The 17335-nt window shown below is 60.6% G+C and carries 13 protein-coding genes and 1 pseudogene; 4 read left to right on the top strand and 10 right to left on the bottom strand.

The window, feature by feature from the left end; genetic code table 11:
- Positions 1–700: 700 nt before the first annotated feature.
- The 8 genes from ABEA18_RS15655 to ABEA18_RS15620 all read right to left on the bottom strand — a co-directional run bounded on the left by ABEA18_RS15655 (position 701) and on the right by ABEA18_RS15620 (position 10274).
- Positions 701–1153 (bottom strand): tautomerase family protein, encoded by a 453-nt coding sequence (locus ABEA18_RS15655; RefSeq protein WP_345450533.1) that lies wholly within the window; start codon positions 1151–1153, stop codon positions 701–703.
- 257 nt (positions 1154–1410) lie between these two features.
- Positions 1411–2820: a Re/Si-specific NAD(P)(+) transhydrogenase subunit beta gene (pntB, locus tag ABEA18_RS15650; RefSeq protein ID WP_345450531.1), complete on the bottom strand. Its 1410-nt coding sequence runs from the start codon at positions 2818–2820 to the stop codon at positions 1411–1413.
- 1 nt (position 2821) lies between these two features.
- Positions 2822–4381 (bottom strand): Re/Si-specific NAD(P)(+) transhydrogenase subunit alpha, encoded by a 1560-nt coding sequence (locus tag ABEA18_RS15645; protein ID WP_345450529.1) that lies wholly within the window; start codon positions 4379–4381, stop codon positions 2822–2824.
- An 871-nt stretch (positions 4382–5252) separates the two neighbouring features.
- Positions 5253–6701: an APC family permease gene (locus ABEA18_RS15640; RefSeq protein ID WP_345450527.1), complete on the bottom strand. Its 1449-nt coding sequence runs from the start codon at positions 6699–6701 to the stop codon at positions 5253–5255.
- 31 nt (positions 6702–6732) lie between these two features.
- Positions 6733–7530, bottom strand: coding sequence for an SDR family NAD(P)-dependent oxidoreductase (locus ABEA18_RS15635; RefSeq protein WP_345450525.1), 798 nt, complete (start codon positions 7528–7530; stop codon positions 6733–6735).
- A complete protein-coding gene (locus tag ABEA18_RS15630) occupies positions 7523–8452 on the bottom strand; it encodes a polysaccharide deacetylase family protein (protein WP_345450523.1) in 930 nt (309 codons plus the stop codon). The genes ABEA18_RS15635 and ABEA18_RS15630 overlap by 8 nt, the downstream gene beginning before the upstream one ends.
- Positions 8422–9342, bottom strand: coding sequence for an NAD-dependent epimerase/dehydratase family protein (locus tag ABEA18_RS15625; RefSeq protein WP_345450521.1), 921 nt, complete (start codon positions 9340–9342; stop codon positions 8422–8424). The genes ABEA18_RS15630 and ABEA18_RS15625 overlap by 31 nt, the downstream gene beginning before the upstream one ends.
- Before the next feature lie 14 nt (positions 9343–9356).
- Positions 9357–10274, bottom strand: coding sequence for a polysaccharide deacetylase family protein (locus ABEA18_RS15620; protein WP_345450519.1), 918 nt, complete (start codon positions 10272–10274; stop codon positions 9357–9359).
- A gap of 105 nt (positions 10275–10379) precedes the next feature.
- Between ABEA18_RS15620 and ABEA18_RS15615 the strand changes: the two genes are divergently transcribed.
- Positions 10380–11882, top strand: a complete 1503-nt coding sequence (locus tag ABEA18_RS15615) for a PucR family transcriptional regulator (protein ID WP_345450517.1) — start codon at positions 10380–10382, stop codon at positions 11880–11882.
- Between the two features lie 402 nt (positions 11883–12284).
- On the opposite strand, the gene ABEA18_RS15610 is transcribed toward ABEA18_RS15615, so the two are convergent.
- Both ABEA18_RS15610 and ABEA18_RS24695 read right to left on the bottom strand, forming a co-directional pair.
- Positions 12285–13178, bottom strand: a complete 894-nt coding sequence (locus ABEA18_RS15610; RefSeq protein WP_345450515.1) for a polysaccharide deacetylase family protein — start codon at positions 13176–13178, stop codon at positions 12285–12287.
- 21 nt (positions 13179–13199) lie between these two features.
- Complete coding sequence (locus ABEA18_RS24695) at positions 13200–13979, bottom strand: IclR family transcriptional regulator (RefSeq protein WP_425550544.1); 780 nt, start codon at positions 13977–13979, stop codon at positions 13200–13202.
- Positions 13980–15723: 1744 nt separating this feature from the next.
- On the opposite strand from ABEA18_RS24695, the gene ABEA18_RS15605 reads away from it, so the two are divergent.
- The 3 genes and pseudogenes from ABEA18_RS15605 to ABEA18_RS15600 form a co-directional block, all read left to right on the top strand.
- Positions 15724–15927 (top strand): hypothetical protein, encoded by a 204-nt coding sequence (locus ABEA18_RS15605; protein WP_345450514.1) that lies wholly within the window; start codon positions 15724–15726, stop codon positions 15925–15927.
- A gap of 297 nt (positions 15928–16224) precedes the next feature.
- Positions 16225–16683: a WapI family immunity protein gene (locus ABEA18_RS24690; RefSeq protein WP_425550543.1), complete on the top strand. Its 459-nt coding sequence runs from the start codon at positions 16225–16227 to the stop codon at positions 16681–16683.
- Positions 16605–17335: pseudogene (locus tag ABEA18_RS15600) on the top strand (transposase); the annotation flags it as partial. The gene ABEA18_RS24690 and the pseudogene ABEA18_RS15600, both read left to right, overlap by 79 nt.

The following is a 17335-nucleotide window of genomic DNA, read 5'->3' as shown; positions in this document are numbered from 1 at the left end:
ATACCCGGGCTCAGGGTGACTATGAAGGTTGTGAAGTCGACCCTGGTTACGAGAATCCCGCACCGGGTAGCTTCCTCGCGGAGAAGTAGAGTGGCATGCTCTAGCTGTCGGTCCCTCGAAGCTCTGTCTTCGATTTTGACAGTGATTATGGACTTCGCCATTGATATAGTCAATTTCCTTTTCGTCGCGTAATTGGCACGCCATTTCTTGGGATTAACGCTGCGATGCAACTCTGAGTCGGCTGGCTTCCAGGCGCCTAGGTTGGGTCGTTGATGGTTATTCCGTCGAATGTGGCGAGGAGCTGAACACTGCCAGATCGTTGGGCTAGCGATTGCACTTGAATCAGGTGCCGCTGCAGGGGGCTCCCGGGTTTAGGACAGGTCTGAAGGCATGTCTGGCAGGTAGGGACGCCATGGTCTCCTCTCGACGTACAGGCCTTCCCATGGACCGGCCTTCAGCACATGCAAGGGAGTGTACGGATGGGACTCCAAAGGAGCAGTGGGTGGCTTCGCCGGTCGGGAAAACCAGCTGATAAGACTAATCGCAGCGACGGTGAAATTGCAGATTCGATCCATTCCGTTCTCCTCCCTCGGAGCGCGGGCGGCCAAGTCCAGATGAGCCCGGGCATGAACCCGACGGCTTCCTTTGCTTCTGCAAATCTGACGCAACAGGTCGAGACTCTCCGCAAAGTCCAGCTCGCTCATTGCAGACCGGTCCCGTGCTGATGTTCGCGGGCCAGTTCTGTGATGGGCGTGTCCGCCTCCATGTAGTCCCAGCCTCGGTTCGATCTTTCGAGAAACGGAAGGAACATCCTCGTCAACGGAGTGCTGCGTGAACGCGTGAACTCCACCCTGATGCCCATCCGCGCGACGCAACCCTGCGCAGCGATGAGATCGACAAGTCGGGGCACAAGCTGATCACGCGTCTGTCGATCCCGGCCTGCAACTAGATCGCATATGAGGAGCGTTCCCGGGACAGGCCACCCTTCCTGGCAGTGCCAGATCGAGCCCAACGGGAGCGTTCGGATCACGACGGTCACCAGGTGCGGGTCCACGCTCATAATCTGTGAATACTCTTCGCTCATGTCGCGAGCCAGTGCCTGCTTTTGAAGCGCCGTGAGATCAGCGGTGATGTCCAGTTGTAGTGACGGCATGGTCGATGGTTCCTCTCTGTTAAAGCGGGCAGACTGGGCTCGGCTTCTTGAATGCTGCCAGCAGACGCCCTTCAATGCGGGGTTCCGACCGAAGGAGCTGCGAGGCGCTCGGCGCCAACGGCACAGACGTCTACCTGGTCAGGATCCACAAGCGTGTGCCTCCTGCCCCACTACTTAGCACTGCTCCTCTTTCCGAGGAGACGAGACTCCTGCCAACCGATATTGCCGCCGCTTCTGATCGGCTGCGGACCATGGGCTTAGTTGAGCGCCGCAATGACCTCCGCGACCTTGTTCTTGGCGTCGCCGAAGAGCATCTGCGAGTTGTCGCGGAAGAACAATGGGTTCTGCACGCCCGCATACCCGGCGGCCATGGAACGCTTGAAGACGATGACTTCTTTGGCGTCCCATACGCGCAGAACTGGCATGCCCGCAATAGGGCTGCCGGGGTCTTCGGCGGCGGAAGGGTTGACGGTGTCGTTGGCGCCGATGACCAGTACGACATCGGTTTCGGCTAGGTCGCCGTTGATCTCGTCCATCTCGAGGACGATGTCATAGGGGATTTTCGCCTCGGCCAGCAGGACGTTCATGTGACCCGGGAGGCGGCCGGCTACGGGGTGGATGCCGAAGCGCACATGGACCCCTTTTTCGCGAAGCTTCCTGACGAGCTCAGCCACGGGGTGTTGCGCCTGTGCGACGGCCATTCCGTAGCCCGGGGTGATGACCACCGAGGATGCGTTGGCGAGCAGCTCGGCGACCTCGATTGCCTGGATTTCGCGGTGCTCGCCGTGGTCTTCGTCTTCGTTCGCTTTCGCCGTGATACCGAAGCCGCCGGCGATGACGGAGAGAAAGGACCGGTTCATGGCCTGGCACATGATGTAGGACAGGTACGCGCCAGATGCGCCTACCAGTGCGCCGGTGATGATGAGGAGGTCGTTGTTGAGCAGGAACCCTGAGGCAGCCGCGGCCCACCCGGAGTACGAATTCAGCATCGACACAACGACGGGCATGTCGCCGCCACCGATCGAGGCGACAAGGTGCCAGCCCAGGGTTAGGGCGAGGGCCGTTACGGTTCCGAGGAGCCATACTTGGGGGTCGAGGACGAACCAGATAGTGAGCCCAACGAAGACTATCAACGCGCCGACGTTGATGATGTTCTTTCCCGGCAGCATCAATGGGGTTGACTTGATCCGGGCTGACAGTTTCAGGAATGCAACGATGGAGCCAGTGAAGGTCACTGCCCCGATGAAGACGCCGACGAAGACTTCGGCGTCATGTATGTGCAGCAGCGCAATTGCTTCGCCGTTGCCGGCGCGGCTGCCACCTCTGTTCTCAAGATAGCCATTCCAACTGACCAGCACGGCAGCCAGTCCCACGAAGGAATGCAGAAGCGCGATGAGTTCGGGCATCCCGGTCATCTCCACGACCTTGGCACGCCAGAGGCCAATCACGGCACCGATCAGGACCGCGACAATGGGCAGGGCGATGCCGTAGCCGAGGCCGGTGTCGACGACGAGTGCTGTGGTCGCCGAGATGGAGATGGCCATGCCGGCGAGGCCGTACCAGACGCCGTTGCGTGCGGTCTCGTGTTTCGAAAGCCCGGCGAGGCTGAGGATGAAGAGAAGCGCTGCGACGAGGTAGGCCCCGGTCGCGATGGTGGCCGGGGTCATGTCAGGCACCCTTCTGGAACATGGCGAGCATTCGGCGTGTGACGGCGAATCCTCCGAAGATATTAATCGAGGCAAGGAGCACCGCTGCGAACGCGAGTGTGCGGACGGCGCTGTCGTCAATGCCGTGCTGCAGCAGCGCACCTACCACGACGATCCCCGAGATCGCGTTGGTCACCGACATGAGCGGGGTGTGCAATGCGTGGGCGACCTTGCCGATGACATAGAAGCCGACCACGATCGATAGGGCGAGCACGGTGAAGTGCTGCGGGAGCGGTGCTGGTGCGACGGAGGTCATCACTAGCAGCGCTGCCGCCCCGATCCCGGTCAGCCTCCACTTCACGGCGGGAGCGAGACGCTTCGGAGCCATAGCTCCGGACTTAGCAGCAGGTGCCGCAGTGCCGGTGGGCATAGGAGCGGCGGAGACCTGCACGGGCGGGGGCGGCCACAGGACGCCGCCGGCCTTGACTACGGTGATCGCGCGCAGCACCACGTCCGCAAGGTCGAGCACGACGCGTCCGTCTTTGCCAGGCGTGAGCAGCTTCATCAGGTTGACCAGGTTGGTGCCGAACAGTTGCGATGCCTGAGTTGGCAGCCGTCCAGGCAGATCTGTGTAGCCAATAATTGTCACGCCGTTGGACGTCATGATTTTTTCGCCCGCCACTGAGCCGGCGACGTTGCCGCCTTGGGCGGCGGCCATGTCGACGATGACGGAACCTGCTTTCATCGAGGCCACATCGGCCTCTGTAATGAGCTTTGGTGCCGGTCGTCCAGGGATGAGCGCGGTTGTGATGATGATGTCGACGTCGGCCGTCTGCTCCGCGTAAAGCTGTTTCGCGGCCGCGTCGTAGAGGCCAGACGTTGCTTTGGCGTAGCCGTCCGATGAGCCCTGATCGTTCTCCTCGGGAACTATGACCGGGACATATTCTCCGCCCAGCGATCTCACCTGGTCGGCCACCTCGGGACGTGGGTCCGTTGCCCGCACGATGGCACCGAGCGATCCGGCTGCACCGATGGCTGCCAACCCAGCTACACCGGCGCCAGCAACGAGCACCTTCGCCGGCGGCACTTTGCCCGCCGCGGTTACCTGACCTGTGAAGAACCGACCGAACTCATGGGCCGCCTCGATCACGGCACGGTATCCGGCGATGTTCGCCATGCTCGACAGCACGTCCATGGACTGCGCCCGCGAGATTCGCGGCACCGCGTCCATTGCCAACGCCGTGACCGGCCCGTTCGGCGCTGCTGTGATTGCCTCGATCAGCTCCGGGTCGAAGGCAGGAGAGAGCAGACCGACCAGGATTGCGCCCGCCTTGAGCCTAGCGATCTCCCGGGTGCTTGGCTTGTTGACTTTCAGTACGACGTCAGCAGCCCAAGTGGTCGCGCGGTCAGCGATCATTGCGCCCGCTTCGGCATATGCTGTGTCGGAGAAACTCGCCAATCTGCCCGCACCTGACTCGACGAGGACGTCGTATCCCAGGCTTATCAGCTGTTTCACCGTGGCCGGAGTGGCCGCGACCCTCGTCTCGGCCGCAGTGGTTTCCGCGGGAATTCCTATGTGCATTTGTGCTTTCTCCAAGTGATTAGTTGGCCAGGTCGGCCAAGGCGTACTGACAGTCGCCAGATTTCGGGCCGTACGGACGTGGTGCTGTTCTGCGTTGCGGGAGAGAGGACTTCAGAACGCTGGCACCGGGGATGTGTCCCGGGATGAACAGAATTATGTGAGCAATCGACGAGAGCCGAGGAGAATTACGATCCCGGCCCTTCCAGGGACCGTAACTGGTGGCCGGTGAGCCTGTCGCACAGCTTTCAAGTCTCGTTGCCTTCGCCTGCGATCCACAGTAGGGAGTTATCGGAAGCGCCTTGTCGACCATCCCGGTCGCTAAATGGTTTCCAGTGAACCAATCCTCTAGCCTTTGCCCGATCAGCTGGCTCCAGTCGTCAAGGAACCCCAGCCACTCGAAGTTTTTACCGGCCCGGTTTCCACTTTCCGTCCCATCTCCGGCTCACCTTTCTCCATCAAAGCCCGCAGCAGCGGGTTCTCTAGGCGATCCTGACCGATTGACGTGCAGGCTCGGAGTCCGCTCAGTTCGCCGGGTTGGGTGCCGATCGAATCCGTTGTCCTCGGAGGGCGCGCTCTCCTTCGAGGGCAACCTCCCTTCGTCCTGGCAATGTGGTCCTTCCGGCGGATTCATTTCCTCAAACGTGGGCAGGATCTCGTCGGGATCTAAGACCGCCTTGAAGCCCAGCCTTTCGGTTGCCTGGATGTTGTCCAAACTGGAGGTGTTGAGCTTAGGGTTGTTGACGTTATCTCCTCCGACTACCTCGAGCAGCGGGCGGCGTGGAATTCTTTCGTTCGCTGCCGCCCGCTGCTCCCCCGCCGCGTCGTGGACCCTGACATCGTAACGATGGAATTGAGCCCGGAAATTGACTCCTTAGCTCCGAGAAGGGTCCATTTCCGCGCTCTGGTTTGGCGACGGGTCCGTGGCGACGGATTTCAGGGTCTTTTTCGACCACTTCTTGGAGCCGGCCCACGCGGCCAGCGCCAGCACAATCAGGACAAGTTCCGCGATTAAGTACTTCGCTTCCTGGCTGCCGAGTGCGAGAGCTGTGAAGGCAATGACAATAAGTGGCGGCACCGGCCACAGCGGCATGCGGAAGGGTCGCGGCTCATTCCGCAAACTGCGGCGGCTGGACAAGGCGGCCATACCCACGCACAAGTACACCGCGGCGATCACTGTACCTGCAAAGATAATCAGGAAGTCCAACGCGGACGCAACTATTAGAATGGCGGTCGGCACGACCAGCACCAGCACTGCCGCACCAGGGGCACGGAACTTGTTGAGTCGTCCAATGACGCGGTTGACAGCCGGAGGCCAGACTCCGTCGCGGCCGGTTGTGTAAACACCGCGTCCGAAGTACATGAGCATCGACACCATCGCGTTGAATAGGGCTACCGTCACACCGATGCCGATAACAGTCCCGGCGGCGGGGCCCAGCGCAGACTGCACCGAATAAATCACGGGAGCAGGTGAGCTGAAGAACGTCGCAAGATCCGGAGCGGCGATCACCGCAGCAGCCAACGGGACCACGATGAGCACGCAGGCGAGGACTGCAGACCAGATGACCGCCTTCGCAACGTTCCTCGGCCCTCCCTTGAGCTCCTCAGCAAATCCCAGTGCGGCGTCGTATCCGTTGATGACGTTGAAGGCTGGAGCGAGAGTGCCGAGCATGACAGCAAAAGTGAGGCCTGTCAGTTCAGTGCCGTTCAGGAGAACGGGATTGAAAGTAACGGCCGCGAGGTCTTGGTGCGGATGTATCAGAGCAGCCACCGTGATGATCCCGAGAACAACGAACTCGACGATGACCATAGCGGCAGTTGCCCAGGCGCCGACCTCCACCTTGGTCAGGGCGAGAGCGGTGGCGAGAGCAAGCATCACCAGTGCCACAACGGGGTCCGGGAAAGGAATTCCAGGCACAAGGTCACGAAGGAACACGGCCATACCGAGGGCGAGGCTGGCTGGGATAATGACGCCCTGGATCAGGTAATTGAACATGGTTATCCATGAGATCGGCCCCGGCAGGACTCGACTGACTAGGGAATACATGCCCCCGGCGATCGGGAACATCGCCGCAAGCTCCGCTAGGCAAAGCGCAATCATGATAACTACTACGGACAGGATCAGCGACGCGCCGATCGAGAACGTGCCCCCCACGGCAAAAACGCCGGCCGACAACAACAGAACCGCCATGGTTGGTGAGACGTCGGCCATGGCCAGGCCGACGACTTCGGGCACGTTCAGTCTGCGCTCGAGCTGCTGGGTGTAGCCGAGTTGCTCGAGTCTGGACTTGCTTTCCGAAGCGGCATCTTCTTTGGTGCTCACTGGATTCTCCTAGGCTTAATTTTTTAGCGTGCTAACGGATGGAAACACCGATGGATCCGGCGGGTACGCAGGTCGTACGGCCGCCGTCGGCTGTCAGGTGGGTGCCAGTCACATAGCTGGCACGGTTGGAGAGCAGGAATACGACGCACTCGGCGATCTCAGCCGGGTCGCCGATGCGCTGCATAGCGACGCTTGCGGCGTTGTCAGCAAGTTCCGCCTCGGGGTCCTCGACGCCGTCGAACTCCGCGAGGAACATAGGGGTTTTCGTCGTCCCTGGGCATACGGCGTTTACGCGAATTCCCCAGGAGGCCAGTTCTGCGGCGGCGCTGCGGGTCATGGCAAGGATGGCGCCCTTGGTGGCCGTGTAGGCGACGTAGCCGGCCTGCCCCATGATGGCCAGTTCGGACGCAGTGTTGACGATCGCGCCAGTTTGCCGAGGTTGCATGACGCGCGCTGCCTCACGCAGCACATAGAAAGAGCCGGCGAGGTTCGTTCGAACGAGTTGTGCAAAGACCTCGTCGCTGGTCTCAATGAGTGGAGAAACGATCGAGATGCCGGCGTTGTTGTGCACGGCGTCTATGGGTCCCAATTCGGTTTCGGCCCGCTCGAAGGCGGCACGGACGGCGGCGGGATCTCCCACGTCGGCGCCGATGGCGAGCACTTTGCCACCGTGCTTCTCGAGCCGCGCCCGTGCGCCATCCAGGTCATCCTCTGGCCTCGACACGATCGCGACAGCAGCGCCCTCGCGTGCCAGGGCTTCCGCGGTGGCCAATCCAATTCCAGAAGCCGCACCAGTTACCAGAGCGACGCGGTTGCTCATCTCACGCATGGGGTCCTACTTTCGATTTGTGGTTGTGATTGAGCGGGGCGCTCAGAAAATCCGGGCGGACCGGTACTGACGAGTCGACTTTGACACGTGCCGCCAGTTCGGCGCCCGTAAGAATTGCGACATCACCAGTTTCTTGCGCACCCACGATCAGTTCTCGTAATGCCTCGACCCGGGAGGGCCGGCCGGAGAGGAAGGGGTGGCAACACAGGACGAACAGTCCGCCGTAGCGACGCATCGCCTGCAGTTCCAAAGACCACACCTCAAGGGCTTTGCGTGGTGACTCGATGGCGTTGCCAATTGGCGGATCCGGCAGGTAGGCGTACTGCGGGAAGTCGTCCAGCGTCCAGTGGAGTGGAAGTTCGACGAGGGTTCCGTGGGGAGTTGTCAAAAGATATGGACGGTCGTCATCCATTAACGTCGAGTCATAGCTGAACCCATTAGCAGCGAGTATGTCAGCGGTGTGAATGCTGGGTGAGGAGAGTGGGCTCCGGTGCCCGACGGGAGAGGCACCCACTTGCTTTAGAGCGTGAAGACCGCGTTCGAAGTCCTCGCGCTCCTCCTCCGGCGACATTTCGACCAGCCGCCTGTGAGCGTACGAGTGATGGCCGACCTCGTGTCCGTGCGCGAGGAGGGATTCCACTACCTGTGGCCACTGCTCGGCTGTGCGGCCCGGCACGAAGAAGGTTGCGCGTACGTCTAAGTCCTTCAGCATGTCGAGGATCCTGGGAACTCCGACCTGAGGACCGTACGCCTGATGACTCATTACACCCGGGTGGTTCGAGAAGTGTGCACCCTCCGCCAAGACGCAGGACTCGGCATCGACGTCAAAGCTCAGCATCATCGCTGCGGCCGCGCCTTGGAGCCACGTCCCGTCGGTTCGCCCGGGGGTGTTCATGCGATCTTCTCGGTTGAACGGATCCATTCGATCTGCTCGATCAGTCCGTCCTCGAGACTCCACGCAGGAACGTATCCGAGGTCACGCTTCGAGGCGGTCAGGTCGTACTCACCCTGAACGTCCCATTGAGGGATGAGCCCGGGCCTGACATCGAACTGGCTCCCGGGGATCAGCTTTTCAAGCAGGCGGGCCAGGGTGGTGACGTCGACCCTGCGGCCTCCACTGACGTTGTAAACGGCCTGTTGGGGGGTAGGCACGGCGGCGGCGAGCCGTGCTGCGGTAGCGACGTCTTCCACGTAAATGAACTGGAACGGGTGGTCGCCGCCCTCCTCCAGGACGAAGCGCTGGCCCTTGAGGCCTGCACGGATCATGTCACCGAGAAGGCTCGGCATCCATAGGCCAGGACCGAATACCTCCGTCACGCGCAGAGAGACGATCTCCATGCCATATAGCGAGTTGTAGACCCGTCCCATGTGTTCGTTGGCGAGCTTCGTCACGCCGTATGGCGTCGTTGGCTCAGCGTGGGCGTCCTCGCTCACCGGCAGACTCGGTTCGACATTTCCAAGTGCACATTCCGAGGAGAAATTCACGATGCGACGCACGCCGGAGGTGCGGGCTGCCTCGTAGACGGCAAAGGTTCCCTCCGCGTTGGCTGCGAACGTTGTCCAGGGTAGTTCGATGGAAACGCCAGGGTGGCTCTGACCGGCCGTATGAATGATCCTGTCGACCTTGTACTTAGCTATCGTTTCCGTCAGGCGGGAAACATCGAAAAGTTCCCCCTGCACCGCGTATACGCCCTCGCGAGTGTCCTCGCTGTAATCCCGGTTGTAGCTCACTACCGTCGTGCCTTCACTCACCAGCTGATCTACCAGATGACGCCCTACGAAGCCTCGAGCGCCAGTTACAAGTGTTGCCATGGGGTACACCTCCTTCACCACTTCTTGTAGATGGCCGGGTCGACGACAACCGGCTCTTGCTTGCGACGATCGGCGTTCGGGTCGGCGAGGACGGCCTCGGCCAGTTCCGCGCCGGTCTTGAAGGCGACGTCCCCTCGGTCGAGAATTAACTCGATCATCGTTCGCAGATTGCGGGCTCGGCCGGCCCGTCCTGACAGGAAAGAATGCGCGGTCAACTGGAATAGCCCGCCGAACTCACGCATCCCGTCGAGTTCAGCCGTCCAAACTGCCAACGCCTTCTCAGGTTCCTCGATGTTGTAACCCAGATGCGGTTCGGGGAGGTATGCGTACTGCTCCCAGTCATCCATCGACCAATGCGGCGGCAGTTCCACCAACGGCCCGTGATTGGTTTCAATCACGTACGGACGGTCGTCGTCCATCAGGCTGGTATCGTAGGTCAGCCCGAATTCGGCTGCCAGCTCAGCGCTTCTCCAGGTCGCGCACCACATCGGGGCCCGGTAGCCGGAGGGGCGGATGTCGAGTCGGGCAAGCGCTTCAAGCCCCATCTCGAACTCCTGGCGTTCTTCTGCAGCTGTCAACTCGGTTGAGGGGCGGTGACTGTAGCTGTGATGGGCAATGTCGTGACCACGTTCGGCAATGTCAGTGATCGCCTCTGGCCAGCGTTCAGCAGAGATCCCTGGAACGAAAAAGGTGGCCTTAAGGTCGAATTCGTCGAGGATGTTGAGCAGCCGCGGGAGTCCGCGACGTGCGTCGAACGCCTGATGGGACATGGCCATCGCGTTCTCAGCATGCCGGCGGCCTGCAGCGAGTACAGGGGTTTCGGTGTCCACAGCGAAGGTGAGCATTGCGATGGCTGCGGAGTCGCCGAGCCACGATGTGTCGTTCACGGCGGTTGAATTGTTCTCGGACGGTGAGTTAGCAGTGGATGACATGAGCACTCCTCTTTGGTTGATGAGAAAAGCATGCGCTAGTGGCACGGCCCACATCAACGGACGCCCTGTCATACGTCAAAGCTCTTCTGTGGGACACTATGTCGTATGGTTTTGATCCTCCGGCAAGTTATCGAGCACTCCTCCCTGAGTCCGGCCCAGCCCGTTCTTCTCAGCGGTGAACAGCACCTGGATCACCCTGTCCGCTGGGTCCATACTGCGGACCTCTACGACATTGCGCCGCTGCTTCGCGGCGACGAGGTCTTGCTCACCAATGGGGTCGGCCTCGTAGGCGTCAGCGAGATGGACCGTCGTGTCTATGTGCAGAGGCTGGCAGAGCGGCGCATTGCAGCCCTATTCTTTGAGGTGGGGCGGTCCTTCGCCGAGGTCCCAGTGGATATGATCGCCGAGGCGCGGGAGCTCGGGCTTCCAGTCGTAGAACTCCAGCCAGTGCTGCGCTTCACTGAGGTCGCGGAAGCAGTCAATAGTGAGCTCATCGACGATACAGTTACCCGTCTGCGCCATGCCGACGAGACCTCACGGGCGCTGTCGGAAGCCCTGGCTCGCGGAGCCACGCTTAAGGAACTTGTCGCACAAATCGGCGGCGTCCTCGGAACCTGGGCGGCACTTCGTGACCACACTGGGCAGGTGATTGTTGGAACTGAACCGAGTGGCAATTCTGCTCCAGCGGAAATAGCGGAAGTGCCCGTCCTAGTTGATGGGATGGCATGGGGACGACTGCGCGTCGGTTGTGCTGGACCCCCGGCCGTGCTCGTGTCGGCCGTCTTGGACCGCGCGCCGACAGTACTAGGACTGTGCTTGATCAGGGAACGACAGGAAGTTGCCGGAACTCTGCGCGTCCAGCAAGTCCTACTCGAGCAGTTGGTTGCCGGAGATGTGCTGGACCCATCGATCCTTCAGGACAGGCTTCGGGCAGTCGGAGTTGCGACTTCGCAGCATCACTACGTGTGCGTCGTCGTCGATCCCGACCGGGTGCCTGATGCCGCGCGGCGGCTCGATCAATTGGTCAGCCAGCTGGGTCATGGGATCTTCGGCTTCGTTGACGGCGTCCTCTGCGCGGTGCTCGCGAGACGACAGGGAGCGACAACAGCCAACCTTGCCGCCACAGTACACGCTGAGGCGAGAATGGCGTTGGCTCGGGATTCCTCTATGAGCGCGGTGGTGGGTCGCACGCTTCGGACATATACCCAATTGCCGGCAAGCATGGCCGAAGCGCGGGCGATGTTACGCCTGGGCCATGGCCTGCGCGCGCGGGACACCGTGCTTCGAGTGCAGTCGCTGGCGCTGGAGAACCTGTTGTCGACCGCCGGGGACCGAGACGCGCTCCGCAGATTTGTGGATCAACAGATCGGGCCCCTGCTCGAGGCAGACACTGCAAAGCAGTCGCAACTGACCAGGACACTAGCGACGCTCCTGGAGTGCGGCGGCAATAAAGCCGCGGCGGCCGAGCGACTCCATTTGAGACGGCAGTCCCTCTATTACCGTTTGGAGCAGATCAGCAGGCTGATCGAAGTTGACCTTGATGACCCTGCCGAACTCACCACCCTTGCCGTAGCCCTTCGCGCACACAGGATGCTGGGAGCTCAGTAGGAATCGGCGAGAAGCCTTCAAAAGCACGGAGGGGATTCCAGCGAAGAGTCATGCACTCCCCCAAGCTTCTTGCCTGGCTGACCAGCCGCATCGGCCTGCATCCACGGACTTTCGCTTCTGCCACCGTAACGCTGCTCGGCTCCCCAGTCAGCAGGCGAAAACGCCGGGGGCAGCGACGCTCATCAGCGAGGTACTTCCCGGGAGCTGATTTGCACTGCAGTGGGATTCGACGAGCCGGAACGAGAACTCTTTATCGCCCATGCCGGGTGGGTACAAATGATCGGCTGCCCCCCGGATAAAGCAGCACGTCACTAGACCTCGGACAGGACTGTGGACCCGACCGTTTATCGGGCCGAGTCCACAGGGGCATGTCATTTGAATGCCTGTTGGGATCTGGGGTACTTAGTACTCCGGGTAAAGCGCTTCTGAGACCTCCACAGGGACTAGCGGAGCTGCAAAAAGCGAAGGATCGGCCAGTGCAGCATCGGCCAGCGCTTCACATGTTGTGAATCTGACGTCGCCACTCTCGAGTGCGTGTTCGATGACAGATCGTAGTGCCTCTATCCTGCCCGCTCGTCCGCTCAAGAAGGGATGGCACGTCAGCATGAAAAGGGCTCCGTGGCGGCGCATGGCATCTAGTTCATGAATCCACATATCTGACACGATCAGCGGTGACTGGATTATCTCCCCAATTTTGGGATCCGGAAGGAACGCGTATTGTTCCCAGTCATCCAGACTCCAGTGTGGCGGAAGCTCTGCGATGACGCTGGATGCCGTTTGCACTAGGTAGGGGATGTCGGAGTCCATCAGGCTGGAATCGTATTTGAGCCCGTACTCGGCTACCAGCTCAGTTGTGTTCCAAGATGCCTGCCAAAGGGCCGCCCTGTGTCCCTGAGGGGAGATTCCGAAGCGTCCAAGGGCTACCATCGCTTGGTCGAAGTCTTTTCGCTCCTCGTCGAGGCTCATGCTCACAGCTGTGCGATGGGTGTGTGAGTGGTGTGCTATTTCATGACCTGCTGACAGGATGTCTTCCACCACCTGGGGGTACCTTTCGGCGGTAATTCCAGGGATGAAGAAGGTTGCAGGCTGCTGGACGTCTCTAAGCAGCTGAAGGATTCGGGGAACTCCGACTTTCGGGCCAAAGGCCTGATGGGACATAGCCATAGCACTTTCGGCATGACGTCGTCCTTCTGCAAGTATCGGGCTTTCGGCGTCAACGTCAAAGGTTAGGGCAGCGACGCAGGCGGCACCCTGCCTCCACGATGTCATATCGGTGGCACTGCTGTTTGCATGCATTGTTAGTACTCCACTCTGGTATTAGCTGATAGTTGGCGCTTTCGTGTTTAGGACTTGGACGCGAGGCAGGTTTGAATCCATCGAAGATCTGAGTGCCGCTTGTTGCAGCACGGTGATGACCTGCCCGTCCAAGCCAACACCTAGCCGATCAACGGGGGCGACGATGGAGATGACAAGGGGCCTTCCGGCTCCAAGAACCGGAACGGCGTAGCAGCGTGTACCCAGCTCCTGGTCATCTTCATCTATGAAGTAGCCGTTCGATTGGATCTTTCGTATCGCGGCCATTGTTCCTCGCCGGTACTCTTCGCCCGATGTTCCTGCGTGCCGCGGCTCTGCCCTAGCCAAGGTTCGTTTGATCCGATCGTCCCCTAGCTGAGCCAGAAGTACTCTGCCCGCGGGGGTCTCGTGGGCAGGGGTAGGTTTTCTGATATCCACGGATGAACGAAGTCCTTGACGTGACTGGACCTGGACCGTATGAACGATCGTGTCACCATCCAGCATTGCCAGCGTTGCTGTTTCACCGAGCTGGGACACCGCCGAAGCTATGGCGGGCCGCATTGCTGACATATGCTGTCCAAACGCCCCTTCTCCTAGGCGGATGAGGCCAGGACCGAGGGCGTAGCTTCGATTCTGCAGTTGACGCGCGTACCCGAGGTCAACCAGAGTGCGCAGCCGCCGGTGGGTGCCTCCCATGCTCACTCCGAGGCCTTTGGATAACTGGCTCACCGTCGCATTACCCCCCAACACGACGATATGTTCAAGCAGGGCAAACACGCGTTCGACTGACTGTACGTGTCGCATTCTTGTCCTCTCATTCGGTTCTCCTGCCAGCAAGGAAACATGGCACGCTAATTGTTCTCCCCGTTGATACCCGCAGGTTTATCTTGGGAGAGGCTAAGAATTAGTTCGCCCACGGAAACCGCGTGTCTCATTCGATCTCATCCCTGGACCAGGCCCCGGTTAGTAGTGCCCGCGCATAAGGCCCCGTTTCAGTGCATTTATTGCGTCATGCCAAGCGCTCTGACCGCCGGAGCGCCCGTCCGGCGGCTGCACACTCGCCGGCGTCCGCCCATGCCTTGCACTCGATGTTGAATGCCGATCCTTGCCGTTCCCGGCGTTCGGAGACGGAGCCCCTGTTGAGCTTGAGCCGGCAGAAGTAGATGACATAAGCGCTCCTTTGCGTTGTAAGAAGAGCATGGCTTACGAGACACTTCGCATCAACGGTCGTTGTGTCATACGTCAAAATCGATTCTTGTGACGCTATGCCTCACGCCTAAAGGTCAGGGCCGTTTTTTTGCACAGAAGTACGGGGCACTCCGCGCAACCGGGAAAGGCTGTAAAAGGGCAACGGGTGGGTGTTGGCCTATCAATGCGGTCTTTGTCGCGCGGGGATTGGGATCACTGAACTTTCCCGGGCGCAAATTACTGGTGCCCCGCAGGGACCGTGGGGCACCAGTAATCAAGCTGGCCGCAGAAAGCTCGACACGGTCGTCGAAGGGGATCACACATTCTCACGAGACACGGGGACCAGGCCGCACTTCGATGACCGCCAAGGGCATCTGATCCTTGACTACCGGTGTTGCCGGATCGCCACCGTCGAGCAGCTGGCGGGCGTTCTGAGTCTGGCTCTTGGTGAACTGTTGCCGACGGCCGCCCAGGTCCCTGCCGGCCGCAAGGCGTTGCTTAGGCTGTCGTTGATCCGTTCCCGTTTGATCTCCAGCTCCATCTGCCGCCAGCGCAGCTATCACCGGCGTTATCTCCGTAGATCCATAACCAAGGAGATAATCATCCAGGTCCGGTTCGCGTCTCCTAGATGTGCTCGCAGGAATAAACCCTCCTGCGGCCGATAGCGGAGATTATGACAAAGCTGGCGCGCCTGGAAAGGGGCGGCCGGCTTCGCGGGCCTCCCAAACAGACGCTGAGGTATGTCCCCTGCTTAGTGTCCTGTCTCATCCAAGGTGGCCCAATCTCACTACAGCTCGCCCATCCCGCCAATCTGTCTCACTACAGTTGACCCGACGGTCAAAATTCCTTGTATTGCCGCGGTTCTTTAATCGACAGCTCACCCAGGGATTCTTCACCTTGGTCCAACTGTAGTGAGACGAAATCGCAAAATTTGTCTCACTACAGTTGACCCAACCCGCGACATTCCGGGGTTTTCGTGGGTCAACTTAGATGAGACGGGACACTTAGTTCCGCGTTGGCACGGTTCCTGGGCCGGGAGATTCCGCGGATTTGTAGGTGATGCTCGCCAAGGCCGAGTTGCAGATGCTGTTCGATCATGCGGACGACCAGGCCGAGCTCATCGCGGCGTCCATGACAACACCGGAGAAGAGCACCCGAGCTCCGGTGCACTCTGCCATACAAGAGATCACCGAAACCATCAAAATTCCTGGCCTGGCTCTGGGAAACCCACCAGCGGACTGCCGCGAACTGCAGCCAGCAAGACGTCGAAACCTGGCTCGCCACTGGAACCACAACCAGAAAAGCCATCCGCACGTTCATTGTCTTCATCAAGAACACCGGCACAAACCACCGAGTGGAGATGGGCCACTTCACCGCAAAAACGCGGCCCACGATCACCCAGGACCAACGACTGGCCTGGCTGCGGGAACTGCTCACCGGCACCGGTGAATCCCTGCCCTACAGAATCGCCGGCGCCCTACTCCTTCTCTATGCCCAACCACCGGTCAGGGTTGCCAAACTCCGGATCGAAGCCATCGAGACCAACGAAACCACGGGCAAATGAGGGTCACCTTAGGTCTCCACCCAGTGCCCATCCCCGAGCCTGTCGCGGAATTCCTTCGAGAGCACCTGGCAAGCCGGCCCAACCTCAGAACCGGCTCAGATACCCAAAGCCCCTGGCTCTTTCCCGGAACACGAGCCGGCCAGCCTCTTCACCCGAACACCTCTTAGCCTCACCGCCGCCACTGGTCGCCGACGCCCTCGGATACAGCCACCAAGTCGCGTTCCTCCACGCCGACGCAGCAGGCGACGCCTGGTCCCGCTACGTCAACAAGCGGACAGTAAGGAAAGGCGAACCAATATGGCGGAGCCTGCAGTCGCCAAGGGGCCTCCCGGCGCGGTGATTTTGGAGGAAGAGATGAAACTTATCAGCGCTGACGGACCAAGTCTCGAGCTGACAGTCGATGGCTATCAGTTCCCCGCGACCGACCATGCCGCAGCGTCCAAAGACTGGGACGGCAATTGGCTCTACATACGCGGCCGTGTGTCGCTTCCAGATGGGCGGACCCACCAATTCAGGGATCCATGCCTCACTACGTGGGAGTGGTTGGGTCCCCGGGTAGGAGTCCAGTGTTTGTGTGAGTTTCGTGTCCGAGAATGGACGCAGGAGGAATTTCACGCATCATGGCACGCAGACACACCCCCGAGCAGGTCATCGCGAAGGTCCGGCTGGGGCAGAAAATGCTCAACGACGGACGCCCGATGGTCGAAGTCATCAAGGAACTCCAGATCACCGAGGCGACCTGGTACCGGTGGCTGAACCAGTACGGGTCCGAGAAGAACGCCGAGGCATCCAGGCGGACCAGGGAACTGGAGAAGGAGAACGCCCGGCTCAAGCGGCTGCTGGCTGAGAAGGAACTGGCCATCGACATCCTGAACGAGGTCGCGAAGGGAAAATTCTGAGCCCCGAACCGCGCCGCCGTGCCGTGCGCATGGCAGTGGAGAAGTTCGGGGCGTCCGAGCGCCTTGCCTGCAGAATTCTGGGCCAGAACCGGTCCGCGTTCCGCAAGAAGAAACCCGACATGGGATTCCAGGAGGCCCAGTTGCGGGCGGACCTGAGGGCCGTGGCCGTGAAGCATCCCGCGTGGGGCTGGCGGAAGGCCCGCTGGCACCTCCTGGCCCAGCCTGCATGGGACGGGGTGGCGCTGAACAGGAAGCGGGTCCGCCGACTCTGGCGTGACGAAGGCCTGGCCTGTAAACCCAGGGCACGGAAGAGGCGCAGGACCGGGCCCGGCGCCGGGGAACAGAAGCGCCTCACCGCCCAGTATCCGATGCACGTGGTCAGCTTCGACTTCCAGTCCGACGTGACCTCCTGCGGCCGGCACATACGGTTCTTCTTTCGTCTCGACGAATACACCCGCACCGCCCTGGCAGTCATTCCGCGCCGGTCCTTCAAGGCCTCCGACGTGGTC

The sequence above is a fragment of the Arthrobacter gyeryongensis genome (assembly GCF_039543785.1).
In the GTDB taxonomy this organism is placed as follows: Bacteria; Actinomycetota; Actinomycetes; order Actinomycetales; family Micrococcaceae; genus Arthrobacter; species Arthrobacter gyeryongensis.
Note: the sequence above shows the minus strand (reverse complement) of the source record. Positions and strands in the feature narration are given on the sequence as shown.

Excerpts from the sequence above, each read along its gene's own strand:
- ABEA18_RS15645 (WP_345450529.1), bottom strand. The coding sequence starts at position 4,381 with ATGCACATAGGAATTCCCGCGGAAACCACTGCGGCCGAGACGAGGGTC.
- ABEA18_RS15605 (WP_345450514.1), top strand. The coding sequence starts at position 15,724 with ATGGGCCACTTCACCGCAAAAACGCGGCCCACGATCACCCAGGACCAA.
- ABEA18_RS15620 (WP_345450519.1), bottom strand. The coding sequence starts at position 10,274 with ATGTCATCCACTGCTAACTCACCGTCCGAGAACAATTCAACCGCCGTG.
- ABEA18_RS15615 (WP_345450517.1), top strand. The coding sequence starts at position 10,380 with ATGGTTTTGATCCTCCGGCAAGTTATCGAGCACTCCTCCCTGAGTCCG.
- ABEA18_RS24690 (WP_425550543.1), top strand. The coding sequence starts at position 16,225 with ATGGCGGAGCCTGCAGTCGCCAAGGGGCCTCCCGGCGCGGTGATTTTG.
- ABEA18_RS15625 (WP_345450521.1), bottom strand. The coding sequence starts at position 9,342 with ATGGCAACACTTGTAACTGGCGCTCGAGGCTTCGTAGGGCGTCATCTG.
- ABEA18_RS15610 (WP_345450515.1), bottom strand. The coding sequence starts at position 13,178 with ATGCATGCAAACAGCAGTGCCACCGATATGACATCGTGGAGGCAGGGT.
- pntB (WP_345450531.1), bottom strand. The coding sequence starts at position 2,820 with ATGACCCCGGCCACCATCGCGACCGGGGCCTACCTCGTCGCAGCGCTT.
- ABEA18_RS15635 (WP_345450525.1), bottom strand. The coding sequence starts at position 7,530 with ATGCGTGAGATGAGCAACCGCGTCGCTCTGGTAACTGGTGCGGCTTCT.
- ABEA18_RS15630 (WP_345450523.1), bottom strand. The coding sequence starts at position 8,452 with ATGGATCCGTTCAACCGAGAAGATCGCATGAACACCCCCGGGCGAACC.
- ABEA18_RS24695 (WP_425550544.1), bottom strand. The coding sequence starts at position 13,979 with ATGCGACACGTACAGTCAGTCGAACGCGTGTTTGCCCTGCTTGAACAT.
- ABEA18_RS15655 (WP_345450533.1), bottom strand. The coding sequence starts at position 1,153 with ATGCCGTCACTACAACTGGACATCACCGCTGATCTCACGGCGCTTCAA.